This is a genomic window from Pseudomonas sp. B22(2017), assembly GCF_002113105.1.
Taxonomy (GTDB): Bacteria; Pseudomonadota; Gammaproteobacteria; order Pseudomonadales; family Pseudomonadaceae; genus Aquipseudomonas; species Aquipseudomonas asiatica.
Genome location: NZ_NEJN01000009.1, coordinates 211,600 through 224,082, shown reverse-complemented (window position 1 = coordinate 224,082; position 12,483 = coordinate 211,600). Strand labels below are relative to the sequence as shown.

Below are 12,483 nucleotides of genomic sequence, written 5' to 3'. Positions count from 1 at the left end.
AAATAGGCTGAGATGGCTGTGAGCTTGAATTGCTCTGTGTATTTGCCCATAGGTCCCCCAAGGGTTGGATTTTTTGTCCAACTTCTTGGGGGCAGTCCACCCTGTGGGAGCGGGTTTACCCGCGAAGAGGCCGGTACAGGCAATAGAGATCTGTCACACCGCCATCGGCGCCGTCATCGGCGCATGGTGCTCATACCCTTCCAGCCAGAAATCGCTAGGCTCGATCTTCTCCAGCCACTCCGGCTCGTACTTCCCTGTGTCGGCAAACGCTGGCACGCGGTCGCTGATCACCAGCTTCGGCGCCTCCAGCGGCTCACGCTTGAGCTGCTCGTTGAGCATGTCCAGGTGGTTCTCATACACATGGGCATCGCCGATGAAGTAGGTGAACCAGCGCGGGGTGTAGCCGGTCAGGCGGCCGAACAGCGACAGCAGCGCCGCGCCTTCGGTGAGGTTGAACGGCGTACCCAGGCCCAGGTCGTTCGAGCGGATGTAGAGGGTCAGGGAGATTTCTCTGGTCTCAACGTTCGGGTGGAACTGGTACAGCAGGTGGCACGGCGGCAAGGCCATTTCGTCCAGCTGCGCGCAGTTCCAGCCGTGGAACAGGATACGGCGGCTGCCCGGGTCATTGGCGATGGTGTCCAGGCACTGCCGCACCTGGTCGATGGCCTTGTACAGGATGACGAACGCGACGCCGTCCTCCTCGTCCTGAGCGATGCGGCGGAAGCCCGCCTTCTCGGCCATTTCGATGGCCGCCGGGTTGCTCAGCGGGATGCGCTTGTAGCCCGGCCACTGGCGCCATTGCACGCCGTAGATCTCACCCAGGTCGTCATGGCCCTGACGGAACGGGTTGGCCAGCCACTGGGCGTTCTCGTTGGCGTTCTGGTCCCACACCTTGCAGCCCAGTTCGCGGAATTCACCGGCGTTCTTCACGCCACGCAGGAAACCGACCATTTCGCCGATCGCCGACTTGAACGCCAGTTTGCGCGTGGTAATGGCCGGGAAGCCCTTCTGCAAGTCGAAACGCAGCATGGCGCCCGGCAGGCTGATGGTGCGGATGCCGGTGCGGTTGCCCTGCAGCGTGCCGTTGTCGATGACGTCGCGGACCAGGTCCAGATACTGTTTCATGGCTTACCTGTAGCAAAAACGGCAGGGGGATCGCCCCTGCCGTGGGATTAATCAGGCGGGTTTCGCCGTAGGCTTGCGATTATAAGCCCACCAGATCAGGCCAAGGCCAGCCAGGATCATCGGCACGCACAGAATCTGACCCATGGTCAGCCAGCCCCAGGCCAGGTAGCCAAGCTGGGCATCCGGTACGCGGACGAATTCGACGATGAAGCGGAAGATACCGTAGAACAGCGCGAACATGCCGGATACCGCCATGGTCGGCCGCGGCTTGCGCGAGAACGCCCAGAGGATCAGGAACAGCGCCACACCTTCGAGTGCGAACTGGTAAAGCTGCGATGGGTGACGCGGCAGCTGCGCCGGGTCGCTGAACGGCGGGAAGACCATCGCCCATGGCACGTCGGTGGCCTTGCCCCACAGCTCGGCGTTGATGAAGTTGCCGATGCGCCCGGCCCCCAGGCCGATCGGCACCAGCGGGGCGACAAAGTCCATCAGCTCGAAGAACGACTTGTTGTTGCGCTTGCCGAACCACAAGGCCGCCAGCATCACGCCGATGAAACCGCCGTGGAACGACATGCCACCCTTCCACACTTCGAAGATCAGCGTCGGATTGGCCAGGTAGGCGTGCAGGTCGTAGAAAAGCACGTAGCCCAGGCGACCACCGACGATCACACCCATCGACAGCCAGAACACCAGGTCGGAGAGCTTTTCGCGCGTCCAGGTGGGGTCGAAGCGGTTCAGCCGGCGCGAGGCGAGCAGCCAGGCACCGCCGATGCCGACCAGGTACATCAGGCCGTACCAATGGATTTTCAGCGGCCCGATGGCCACGGCCACGGGGTCTATCTGCGGGTAAGGCAGCATGGAACTTCCTCTCGATTCAAATCAAAAAGCTGAGGCCGACACAGAACAGCAGGGCTGCGAACAGGCGTTTCAACAAACGTGGCGACAGCTTGTGCGCCAGGCGCGCGCCGAAGCGGGCGAAAAACATGCTGGTCACGGCAATGCCGAGCAGCGCCGGCAGGTACACGTAACCCAGGCTGTGGGCCGGCAGGTGCTGCTCGTGCCAACCCAGCAGCATGAAACTCAGGGCACTGGCCAAGGCAATGGGCAGGCCACAGGCCGAAGACGTGGCCACTGCCTGCTGCATGGGCAGGCTGCGCCAGGTCAGGAACGGCACGGTCAGCGAACCGCCGCCGATGCCGAAAATGGCCGAAGCCCAGCCGATCACCCCACCTGCACCGATCAGCGCGGGCTTGCCGGGGATGCCACGACTGGCCTTGGGTTTGAGGTCCAGGGCCATCTGCGCGGCGATGACCAGGGCGAACACACCGATGATCTTTTGCAGCAACGGCCCCTGTATCAGCGAGGCGGTCTTGGCGCCGACACCGGCCCCAAGGAGGATGCCGAGGGTCATCCAGGCGAAGATCGGCCATTGCACCGCACCCTTGCGATGGTGCTCGAGCACGGCGTTGATCGAGGTGAAAACGATGGTTGCCAGCGACGTACCGACAGCCAGGTGGGTCAGCACCGAGGCATCGAAACCCTGCAAGGTGAAGCTGAACACCAGCACCGGCACGATGATGATACCGCCGCCCACGCCGAACAGCCCGGCCAGCACACCGGCGCAGGCGCCCAACAGCAGATAGAGCACGAATTCCATTCGTCTTCCCCGAGAAAACAATCCGGCATGGTAACGGAAGCCGGGCTCGGGGCTCTAGTGAACAGTGTGTCAGGATGGATCCTCCCTGCCGCTGTGGGTACAGTGGCGAAAAAACGGAGGCCCTACCGATGTGCCTGATCGTATTCGCCTGGCGGCCGGGGCACACCCTGCCGCTGATCGTGGCGGCCAACCGCGATGAGTTCTATGCCCGCCCCACCCAGGCCCTGGCGGCCTGGGAGGATGCACCCGGGGTATATGCCGGGCGCGACCTGGAAGCCGGCGGCACCTGGCTGGGCGTCGGCCCGCAGGGGCGGTTCGCGGCGCTGACCAATATTCGCGACCCGGCGCAGGCACTGGGGCCACGCTCGCGGGGCGAGCTGGTGTCGGCGTATCTGCAGGGGGAGTTGGGGGTCGAGGCCTATCTGGACCAGGTGGCCAGCCGCAGCAGGCAATATTCAGGGTTCAACCTGCTGGTGGGCGATGGACGGCAGTTGGGCTACCTGCATGCCCAAGACGCGGCGCCGCGCTTGCTGGAGGCCGGGGTTTACGGGCTTTCCAATGCCGGGCTAGATACGCCTTGGCCGAAGCTGGTGAAGGCGCGCAGTGGGCTGGAAGGGTTACTGGAAACGCCAGAGCCACAGCGCTTGCTAGCGTTGCTGGCCGATGCCGAACCGGCGCCGGAGGGCGAGTTGCCGGAGACGGGCGTGGGGTTGGCGACCGAGAAGTTGCTGTCGAGCGTGTTCATTGCCAGCCAGAACTACGGGACGCGGGCGAGCACGGTGCTGATAGTGGATGATCAGGGGAAAAGGCGGCTTATTGAGCGCAGTTTTGGGCCATTTGGCGGGCACTTGGGGGAAGTTGAGTTACTGGCCTGATAATTTGATGTTGCTTGCTCCGGCCCCTTCGCGGGTAAACCCGCTCCCACAGGGATTGCGCCGCATCTGACGGCTGCGCTGTACCTGTGGGAGCGGGTTTACCCGCGAAGAGGCCGGACCAGGCCACCTCACATTCAGAGGGTTTTATTAGCCCCAGGCCCGATCATCCGCGCCAACCCAAGGTTTTTCAGGGCCAGTTGCAGCGAGCTGTGGATAACCTGCGGGTTGTCATGGCTCAGGGCCTCGGTCAGCAATTCCTTGGCCTTGCCCAGGTTGATCTGGCGCAGCATCCACTTCACCTTCGGCAGGTTGGTGGCGTTCATCGACAGACTGTCGAAGCCCATGGCCATCAACAGGATCGCCGCTGCCGGGTCACCGGCCATCTCACCGCAGATACTCACCGGCTTGCCTTCGCCATGGGCGTCGCGCACCACCGTGTTCAGCGCCTGCAACACCGCCGGGTGCAGGTAGTCGTACAGGTCGGCGACCCGCGGGTTGTTGCGGTCCACCGCCAGCAGGTACTGGGTCAGGTCGTTGGAACCGACCGACAGGAAGTCCACCTGCCGCGCCAGCTCCTTGGTCTGGTAAACCGCCGCAGGAATTTCCACCATCACGCCAACTGGTGGCATCGGCACATCGGTGCCTTCGTCACGCACCTCGCCCCAGGCGCGGTGGATCAGGTGCAGCGCCTCTTCCAGCTCATGGATGCCGGAAATCATCGGCAGCAGGATACGCAGGTTGTTCAGCCCCTCGCTGGCCTTGAGCATGGCGCGGGTCTGAACCAGGAAGATTTCCGGGTGGTCGAGGGTGACGCGGATGCCGCGCCAGCCGAGGAACGGGTTTTCTTCCTTGATCGGGAAGTACGACAGCGACTTGTCGCCACCGATGTCGAGGGTACGCATGGTCACCGGCAGCGGGTGGAAGGCCGCCAGCTGCTCGCGGTAGATGGCCAGCTGCTCTTTCTCGCTGGGGAAGCGCTGGTTGATCATGAACGGCACTTCGGTGCGGTACAGCCCCACCCCTTCGGCGCCACGCTGCTGGGCACGGGCCACGTCGGCGAGCAGGCCGGTGTTGACCCACAGCGGCATGCGGTGGCCGTCCGGGGTAACGCACGGCAGTTCGCGCAGGGCATCCAGGCCCTGGGCCAGCTGGCGCTCCTCCTCGACCACGTCGCTGTACTGCTTGCGCAGCACTTCGCTGGGGTTGGTGAATACCTCACCCTTGTAGCCGTCGACGATCATCTCGATGCCGTCGACCTTGGAATAAGGCAAATCGACCAGGCCCATCACCGTGGGGATGCCCATGGCGCGAGCCAGGATGGCGACGTGGGAGTTGCCCGAGCCCAGTACCGAGACCAGGCCGACCAGCTTGCCTTCAGGCACTTCGCCGAGCATCGCCGGGGTCAGCTCTTCACTGACCAGTATGGTGTTGTCGGCATACACCAGCGACTGCGCGCGGGCTTCCTGCAGGTAGGCCAGCAGGCGCCGGCCCAGGTCCTTGACGTCGGAGGCGCGCTCGCGCAGGTAGTCATCGTCCATCAGCTCGAAGCGGTTGACGTGCTCGCCCACCACCTGGCGCAGTGCGCCCTGGGCCCACTGGCCGGTCTTGATGACTTCGGTCACCTCACCGCCCAGAGCCGCGTCTTCGAGCATCATCAGGTACACATCGAACAGTGCACGCTCCTCCGGGCGCAGCTGGGTGGCCAGCTTGGCCGACAGCTTGCGCATATCGTCGCGCACACCTTCGAGGGCGTTCTGGAACAGCTTCAGTTCGGCGTCGATGTCATCGACGGTCTTGTCCGGCACCACTTCCAGATCGGCTGGCGGTAGCATCACCACTGCGCGCCCCACGGCGGCGCCAGGCGAGCCCGGTACGCCGACGAAGCGCGCTTCCTGGATGCCCTTGCCCTGGCGGCCGAGGCCACGGATCGAGCCAGTAGCCTCGGCGTGGGCGATAACCCCTGCGAGCTGGGCGCTCATGGTGACCAGGAAGGCTTCTTCGCCCTCGTCGAACTGGCGGCGCTCCTTTTGCTGGATGACCAATACCCCGACCACGCGGCGGTGGTGGATAATCGGCGCACCGAGGAAGGAGGCGAATTTTTCCTCGCCGGTTTCGGCAAAGTAGCGGTAACGCGGGTGGTCGGCAGCGTTTTCCAGGTTCAGCGGCTCTTCCCGGGTACCGACCAGGCCGACCAGGCCTTCGTTGGGGGCCATGCTGACCTTGCCGATGGAGCGCTTGTTCAGGCCTTCGGTGGCCATCAGCACGAAGCGGTTGGTTTCCGGGTCGAGCAGGTAGACCGAGCAGACCTGGCTGCCCATGGCCTCCTTGACACGCAAGACAATGATCCCCAACGCCGACTTGAGATCTTTGGCGGAGTTTACTTCCTGGACGATCTTGCGCAGCGTATTGAGCATGGCTCGGGGTCGAACTCCGTCGTCAGTCGCGCGTCAGCAGACGCGGTGCTAGCTCTTTCAGGGCGCGTCGGTAGACCTCGCGCTTGAATGTCACAACCTGGCCCAGCGGGTACCAATAGCTGACCCAGCGCCAGCCGTCGAATTCCGGCTTGCCGGTCAGGTCCATCCGCACCCGTTGTTCGTTGCTGACCAGACGCAGCAGGAACCATTTCTGCTTCTGGCCGATGCACAGCGGCTGGCTATGCGTACGCACCAGTCGCTGGGGTAAACGATAACGCAACCAGCCACGGGTGCAGGCAAGAATTTCCACATCATCGCGTTCAAGGCCAACTTCTTCGTTCAGCTCGCGGTACAGGGCATCTTCCGGCGTCTCGTCAGGGTTGATGCCACCCTGGGGAAACTGCCAGGCATCCTGGTTGATCCGTCGAGCCCATAGCACCTGCCCGGCATCATTCGTGAGAATGATCCCGACATTGGGGCGAAAACCATCCGGGTCGATCACGGCAGCAACCTCGCAAACGCATGTCACCGCATTGTTCCACAAAGCTTGCGAGCGCAGCAACGCGCCCGCCAAGCTTATGTGCAGCAGCGTGAAAACTCCGTATTCTGCGGGCCTACCCTGTGGCTTATGCGAGTGACCGCGATGCGCCTGGCTTTATTCGACCTGGACAATACCCTCCTCGGTGGCGACAGCGACCATGCCTGGGGTGACTACCTTTGCCAGCGCGGCATCCTCGACCCGGTTACCTACAAGCAACGCAACGATGGCTTCTATCAGGAATACCTGAATGGGACCCTGGACCTGCAGGCCTACCTGGCCTTTTCCATGGAAATCCTTGCGGCAACACCGGTAGCCCAGCTCGACGAATGGCACCGCGACTTCATGCGCGCCTGCATCGAGCCGATCATCCTGCCCAAGGCGCTGACCTTGCTGCAGCAGCACCGCGAGGCCGGCGACCAGCTGGTGATCATCACCGCCACCAACCGCTTCGTCACCGCACCGATTGCCCGGCGCCTGGGGGTTCGCGTGTTGCTGGCGACCGAATGCGAAACGCGTGATGGCCGCTATACCGGACGTAGTACCGATATACCGTGTTTCCGTGAAGGCAAGGTGACGCGGCTGGAGCGCTGGATGCTGGAAAACGGCTTCGACCTTGAGGACAGCTATTTCTATAGCGACTCGATGAACGATTTGCCGCTGTTGCAGCGGGTGGCGCATGCGGTGGCGGTGGACCCCGACCCGAAGCTGCGGGCGGAGGCCGAGATGCGTGGGTGGCCTGTGGTTTCGCTGCGGGATTGAGGTTTTCCTGTAGCGGCCACTTCGCGGGCATGCCCGCTCCCACAGGGATCACCACAGGCCTGGAGGGCTGCGCCGTACCTGTGGGAGCGGGCGCGCCCGCGAAGAGGCCGGTACATACAGCACTAGGCTGTCAGACCGGCTTGGCCCCCATCAGCCCGGCGATGGACAGGAAGCAAACCCCACTGAACACCGCCAGTGCCAAGGTAAAGCGCAGCCCCACCACCTCGGCCTTGCGCAGCCGGTTCAACCGCACCAGCAGCCACCACACGGCAAACGCGCCCAGCGTATAGATGACGCTGGACGCCAGCACCCAGGTCTGCCCCAGCGGCCAGCCCACCAGGTGCACCAACCACCAGCCGGTGAACGGCATGCTCACCAGGCACAGGCCCATCACCAGCCAGACGAACACCAGCGGCCGACGCAGCAGCTTGGCGTAGGCCTCGGCATCGCCCTGGCGGCGAGCGCGCACGGTCCAGAGCGCCAGGCCCAGAGCACCCAGCAGCAGGAGCGCGGTGGCGATGATGTGCAGGGTCTTGAGGGTGGTCAGGTGTTCCATGTCTCGGTTGTCCTTAAGCAGGCCATTTTGTGCAGGCTTCTTCGCCGACTTGCCTGCTCCCACAGGGATATCACAGGTCCTGAAGCCTGCGCAGTACCTGTGGGAGCGGGCAAGCCCGCGAAAGGGCCGTCAGCCCCAGCTTAGCCGCTCAGCCCAGGAACAGCTTGTAAGCCGGGTTGTCGGTTTCGTCCCAGTACGGGTAGCCGATCTTCGCCAGCGCCGCCGGCACCATGTGGCGCTCGTCCTCCGGCACCTGCAACCCCGCCACCACGCGCCCGTCAGCGGCGCCATGGTTGCGGTAATGGAACATCGAAATGTTCCAGCGCCCGCCCAGCTTGTTGAGGAAGTTGAACAGCGCCCCCGGCCGCTCGGGGAACTCGAAGCGCAGCACCATCTCGTCACTGGCACCGGCCGAATGACCACCAACCATATGGCGAATATGCAGCTTGGCCAGCTCGTTGTCGGTCAGGTCGGTAACCGGGAAGCCCTGCTCGGTCAGTTGCTGTACCAGCGCCGCACGCGGGTCGTTTTCCGGGTGGGTCTGCACGCCGACGAAGATATGCGCCTCGTCGGAGGTGTGCTTGCGGTAGTTGAATTCGGTGATCTGGCGCTTGCCGATAGCCTCGCAGAAGGCCTTGAAGCTGCCCGGGCGCTCAGGGATGGTCACGGCGATGATCGCTTCGCGCTTTTCACCCAGCTCGGCACGCTCGGCCACATGGCGCAGGCGGTCGAAGTTGACGTTGGCACCGGAGTCGATGGCCACCAGGGTCTGCCCGGTCACGCCGTACAACTCGACGTACTTCTTGATGCCCGCCACGCCCAAGGCACCGGCAGGTTCGGTGATCGAGCGGGTATCGTCGTAGATATCCTTGATAGCCGCGCAGATTTCGTCGGTACTGACGGTGACCACTTCATCCACATGATGGCGGCAGATGTCGAAGGTGTGCTGGCCGATCTGCGCCACCGCCACGCCGTCGGCGAACAGCCCGACCTGCGGCAGCACCACGCGCTCGCCGGCCGCCATGGCCGCCTGCAGGCAGTTGGAGTCGTCCGGCTCGACACCAATCACTTTGATTTCCGGACGCAGGTATTTCACGTAGGCAGCAATGCCGGCGATCAGGCCACCGCCACCCACCGGCACGAAGATCGCGTCCAGCTGGCCTGGGTGCTGGCGCAGGATCTCCATGGCCACGGTGCCCTGCCCGGCGATGGTGTGCGGGTCGTCGTAGGGGTGCACGTAGACGAAGCCCTTTTCATCGACCAGTTTCAGCGAATAGGCCAGCGCCTCGGGGAACGAGTCGCCATGCAGCACCACCTTGCCGCCCCGCGAACGCACGCCCTCGACCTTGATCTCCGGGGTGGTCTTGGGCATCACGATAGTGGCCTTGATGCCCATCTCGCGCGCGGCCAGGGCCAGGCCCTGGGCGTGGTTGCCGGCCGAGGCGGTGACCACGCCACGGGCCAGTTCTTCCGGGGTCAGTTGGGCCAGCTTGTTGTAGGCCCCGCGGATCTTGAACGAGAACACCGGCTGCAGGTCTTCGCGCTTGAGCAGAATCTGGTTGCCCAGGCGCTTGCTCAGCTGCCCGGCGCTCTGCAGCGGGGTTTCGACCGCAACGTCGTAGACGCGCGAGGTGAGGATCTTCTTGACGTACTGTTCGAGCATCGGGAATGCATCACTGGGCCGCGGGACAAGGGCTGGGAGTCTACCCCAGCGCTACGTCGGGCGACCACAGCAATGCCGCCCGAGCCGTTATACTAGGCTCTTTTCAAAACCGCCCTGCCCCCTCTCGGAGCCCGCATGACCCAGGACCAACTCAAACAGGCCGTCGCCCAGGCCGCTGTCGACTTCATTCTGCCCAAGCTGGATGAAAAGAGCGTCGTCGGCGTCGGCACCGGTTCGACCGCCAACTTCTTCATCGACGCCCTGGCTCAGCACAAGACCGCCTTCGACGGCGCGGTCGCCAGCTCCGAAGCCACTGCCCAGCGTCTGAAGGGCCATGGCATCCCGGTCTACGAGCTGAACAGCGTCAGCGAACTGGAGTTCTACGTGGACGGCGCCGACGAGAGCGACGCGCACCTGAACCTGATCAAAGGCGGCGGCGCAGCCCTGACCCGCGAGAAGATCGTCGCCGCCGTGGCCAAGACCTTCATCTGCATCGCCGATGCCAGCAAGCTGGTACCGGTGCTGGGCGCGTTCCCGCTGCCGGTCGAAGTGATCCCGATGGCCCGCAGCCACGTGGCGCGCCAGCTGGTCAAATTGGGCGGTGACCCGGTGTACCGTGAGGGCGTGGTTACCGACAACGGCAACGTGATCCTCGATGTGCACAACCTGCAGATCACCAACCCGGTGGAGCTGGAAGCGCAGATCAATGCCATTGTTGGCGTGGTGACCAACGGCCTGTTCGCGGCGCGGCCGGCAGATTTGCTGCTGCTGGGTACCTCTGAGGGCGTGAAGAGCCTCAAGGCCGAGTAACTTTCTGCTAGAGCTTCGCCCTCGATTCGCAGCACAAGGCTGCTCCTACAGGGGTACGCGGTTTCCTGTAGGAGCAGCCTTGTGCTGCGAATGGGCTGCAAAGCAGCCCCACCTGCTCACTCCGCTGGCTGTTTGAACACATAGAACAGGTTCGGCTCACTGACCAGATAGATGGTCCCCGCCTCATCCATCGCAATCCCCTCCGCCTGTGGCACCGTCGCCTGCAACCCCTGGAACCCCTTGCGCAACGACAAGGTACTCAGCGGCCGGCCCTCCACATCCAGCTCCAGCACCAGCCGCGACTCGTCCGACAGCGCCAGCAGGTGCCCGCTGCGCTCATCGAACTGCAAGCTCGACAGGTCCCGCACGAACAGCTGCGAATCGCGCTTGCGGTCCTGCACCACATGCACCGCATAGGGCTGCTCAGGATTGTCGTGCGGGAAGCCATGCACCTCGTAGATCAGCATTGGGTCACGCTCCTTGGCCACGAACAGGCGCTTGCCCGCCGAATCATAGGCCAGCCCCTCGAAGCCCTTGTTGCCATTCAGGCCAATGCCCAGGGTCAGCTGCTCGGCATCGCCGGCATCGAGGAACATCGTGTCGTCCTCCAGGCGCACGCGAATCAGCCGCTGCTGACGCTCGTCGGTGATCACATAGCTGTTGGGCCCGACGTACTCCACGGCTTCCGGGTCGCCGAAGCCGGTCAGCGGCACTCGGCGCAGGATGCGCCCGTCCAGCGACAGCTCGATCAGCTCCGAGCGTGCATTGGTAACGGTAAACAGAGTCTTGCGGTCGGGGTCGTAGGTCAGCGCCGAGATGTCGTCATCCAGCCCCTCGATCGGCTGCGCCTCCACCACCACCCGGTAACGGTCCAGGCCGATGCTTTGCTCGGCTGGCTGCCACCAGGCCTTGAGGTTGAACCAGCCACGCTCGAACAGGCGAAACTCCTGCCCGGCCAAGCCGAGCAGGATCAGGCCGATAACGACCAGAACAGGGAACGGACGAACAAAACGGCGCATGAGGGAAGACTCGACACAGGGGTGACGAATCTAATCACGAACAACTGAAGTAAAGCTTAATGCCAGCATCCGAAAAGTCGGACGTTTGGGTCAGTTTTTGCTGAAGCGATAGAACAGTGCAGGCTCGCTGACCATGTACAGGTTGCCCTTGTCGTCCATGGCCACCCCTTCGGCACGCGGGATGGTGTCCTGCAGGCCGTTGAAACCGCCGAGCAGGGTCATGAAACTGACTTGCTGGCCCTGCTCGTCCAGTTCCAGAAGCATGTTGGAGTCGGACGACAGCACCAGCAAGTGGCCGGTACGCGGATCCACGCCAAGCGCCGATAGGTTGCGCAGGTCCAGTTCATCACTGGGCAAAAGCTGTTTTTCACCCGTGAGCGGGCTGCGGCCGTCGGTATTCCAGGTATACAGCCTGGGCGGGCGCTCCTCGCCGATGACCAGGCGCTGGCGCAGCGGGTCCCAGGCCACCGCCTCGAAGCCCTTGTTGCTCTTCACCGACGGGCCCAGGTCGTGGCTCTGGAAATCATCATGGTTCAACGAGGTGGTCTGCGCATCCACCTTGACCACGGTCAGGTCGTGCAGGCGCTCATCGGTGATTGCCAGGTAGCCGTCTTCCAGTACGGCGACGCCTTCCGGGTTGTTCCAGCCGTTGAGGGGGATCTTGCGCAGTACATCGCCATCCAGGCTCAGTTCGACCAGGATCGGGTTCTTGCCCATGACTGCGAACAGGGTGCGGGTACGCGGGTTGAAGGCCACATCTGAAGCTTCATCGTCGTCCATGCCCGGCAACGGTTTGGCATCGATGTCGACCTTGTAGTCTGGTAGCCATACGCTCTCGCTGCGCTCGGCGGCGCTTTCGAAACTTTCTTTGACCCACAGCGCACCGCGGTCATCCCAGTGCATGGCTACGGCCACGCCATAGCCGACTACCGCCGCCACAGCCAGGCCGAAGGGCCAGCGCAGAAAGAAACGACGCTTGGGGGTTGCCGGGGCGCTGGAGGGAGATGGCATGCAGGGGTCCTGGGGAAATGGGCGAAGATTCGCGCATTATCCGGATCAGGTGT

General features: G+C 63.5%; 12 protein-coding genes. 3 read left to right on the top strand and 9 right to left on the bottom strand.

Features of this window, described 5'->3' with window-relative positions; genetic code table 11:
* Nucleotides 1-153: 153 nt before the first annotated feature.
* The 3 genes from CAG18_RS18980 to CAG18_RS18970 are packed head-to-tail and all read right to left on the bottom strand — an operon-like array spanning nt 154 to nt 2,782.
* A complete protein-coding gene (locus tag CAG18_RS18980) occupies nt 154-1,125 on the bottom strand; it encodes a thymidylate synthase (RefSeq protein ID WP_061550295.1) in 972 nt (323 codons plus the stop codon).
* 51 nt (nt 1,126-1,176) lie between these two features.
* Nucleotides 1,177-1,983: a prolipoprotein diacylglyceryl transferase gene (gene lgt / locus CAG18_RS18975; RefSeq protein ID WP_013974665.1), complete on the bottom strand. Its 807-nt coding sequence runs from the start codon at nt 1,981-1,983 to the stop codon at nt 1,177-1,179.
* 16 nt (nt 1,984-1,999) lie between these two features.
* Nucleotides 2,000-2,782 carry a sulfite exporter TauE/SafE family protein gene (locus tag CAG18_RS18970; RefSeq protein WP_015272184.1) on the bottom strand — a complete coding sequence of 261 codons (783 nt, stop codon included), beginning with the start codon at nt 2,780-2,782 and terminating at the stop codon, nt 2,000-2,002.
* Nucleotides 2,783-2,910: 128 nt separating this feature from the next.
* Between CAG18_RS18970 and CAG18_RS18965 the strand changes: the two genes are divergently transcribed.
* On the top strand, nt 2,911-3,657 hold the full coding sequence (locus CAG18_RS18965) for an NRDE family protein (RefSeq protein ID WP_085721363.1): 747 nt from the start codon (nt 2,911-2,913) through the stop codon (nt 3,655-3,657).
* A gap of 134 nt (nt 3,658-3,791) precedes the next feature.
* Here CAG18_RS18965 and ptsP read toward each other — a convergent pair whose 3' ends face one another.
* Both ptsP and CAG18_RS18955 read right to left on the bottom strand, forming a co-directional pair.
* On the bottom strand, nt 3,792-6,071 hold the full coding sequence (gene ptsP / locus CAG18_RS18960; protein WP_023660917.1) for a phosphoenolpyruvate--protein phosphotransferase: 2,280 nt from the start codon (nt 6,069-6,071) through the stop codon (nt 3,792-3,794).
* A 22-nt stretch (nt 6,072-6,093) separates the two neighbouring features.
* Nucleotides 6,094-6,573, bottom strand: coding sequence for an RNA pyrophosphohydrolase (locus tag CAG18_RS18955; RefSeq protein ID WP_003249017.1), 480 nt, complete (start codon nt 6,571-6,573; stop codon nt 6,094-6,096).
* 141 nt (nt 6,574-6,714) lie between these two features.
* Here CAG18_RS18955 and CAG18_RS18950 point away from each other — a divergent pair, with 141 nt between their 5' ends.
* Nucleotides 6,715-7,371 carry an HAD family phosphatase gene (locus CAG18_RS18950; RefSeq protein WP_003258535.1) on the top strand — a complete coding sequence of 219 codons (657 nt, stop codon included), beginning with the start codon at nt 6,715-6,717 and terminating at the stop codon, nt 7,369-7,371.
* 130 nt (nt 7,372-7,501) lie between these two features.
* On the opposite strand, the gene CAG18_RS18945 is transcribed toward CAG18_RS18950, so the two are convergent.
* Nucleotides 7,502-7,927 carry a DUF2269 domain-containing protein gene (locus CAG18_RS18945; RefSeq protein ID WP_015272187.1) on the bottom strand — a complete coding sequence of 142 codons (426 nt, stop codon included), beginning with the start codon at nt 7,925-7,927 and terminating at the stop codon, nt 7,502-7,504.
* A 148-nt stretch (nt 7,928-8,075) separates the two neighbouring features.
* On the bottom strand, nt 8,076-9,590 hold the full coding sequence (ilvA, locus tag CAG18_RS18940) for a threonine ammonia-lyase, biosynthetic (RefSeq protein WP_015272188.1): 1,515 nt from the start codon (nt 9,588-9,590) through the stop codon (nt 8,076-8,078).
* A 135-nt stretch (nt 9,591-9,725) separates the two neighbouring features.
* Here ilvA and rpiA point away from each other — a divergent pair, with 135 nt between their 5' ends.
* Nucleotides 9,726-10,400: a ribose-5-phosphate isomerase RpiA gene (gene rpiA / locus CAG18_RS18935; protein WP_013974672.1), complete on the top strand. Its 675-nt coding sequence runs from the start codon at nt 9,726-9,728 to the stop codon at nt 10,398-10,400.
* Nucleotides 10,401-10,516: 116 nt separating this feature from the next.
* On the opposite strand, the gene CAG18_RS18930 is transcribed toward rpiA, so the two are convergent.
* Together CAG18_RS18930 and CAG18_RS18925 are read right to left on the bottom strand one after the other, a co-directional pair.
* Entirely contained in the window at nt 10,517-11,419 is a 903-nt protein-coding gene (locus CAG18_RS18930) for an SdiA-regulated domain-containing protein (RefSeq protein ID WP_085721362.1), read from the bottom strand.
* A 90-nt stretch (nt 11,420-11,509) separates the two neighbouring features.
* Nucleotides 11,510-12,430, bottom strand: coding sequence for an SdiA-regulated domain-containing protein (locus tag CAG18_RS18925; protein ID WP_085721361.1), 921 nt, complete (start codon nt 12,428-12,430; stop codon nt 11,510-11,512).
* Nucleotides 12,431-12,483: the final 53 nt, after the last annotated feature.